Raw genomic sequence first — 321 nt, 5'->3', positions numbered from 1 at the left:
GGCTGGCTGCTGGAGCAGCCCGAGACAGCCGGTGCACGGAGCCTGAACCCGGTGGTGGAGGAGTGCAACGACGGCCTCCTGTCCGACATCCGCTCGCGCCCGGTCCACGAGGAACACGTCCGCTCCGCACTCGAGACCGCCCACGGCGGCCCGGTGCCCGAGGGCTGCGTCGGTGGCGGCACGGGGCTCACCGCGCTCGGCTTCAAGTCGGGCATCGGCACCTCCTCGCGCCGTATCCCGCTGGCGGGCCGAGAGGTGACCCTCGGGGTCCTCGTCCAGGCCAACTTCGGCGGCACGCTGCGCGTCCACGGCCGCACGATC

The 321-nt window shown here is 73.5% G+C and carries 1 protein-coding gene; it reads left to right on the top strand.

The window, feature by feature from the left end; genetic code table 11:
- A partial coding sequence (locus TN53_RS43530) for a P1 family peptidase (protein ID WP_046264470.1) occupies window positions 1–321 on the top strand: 321 nt, incomplete at both ends.

The sequence above is a fragment of the Streptomyces sp. WM6386 genome (assembly GCF_000972385.1).
GTDB lineage: Bacteria > Actinomycetota > Actinomycetes > Streptomycetales > Streptomycetaceae > Streptomyces.
Note: the sequence above shows the minus strand (reverse complement) of the source record. Positions and strands in the feature narration are given on the sequence as shown.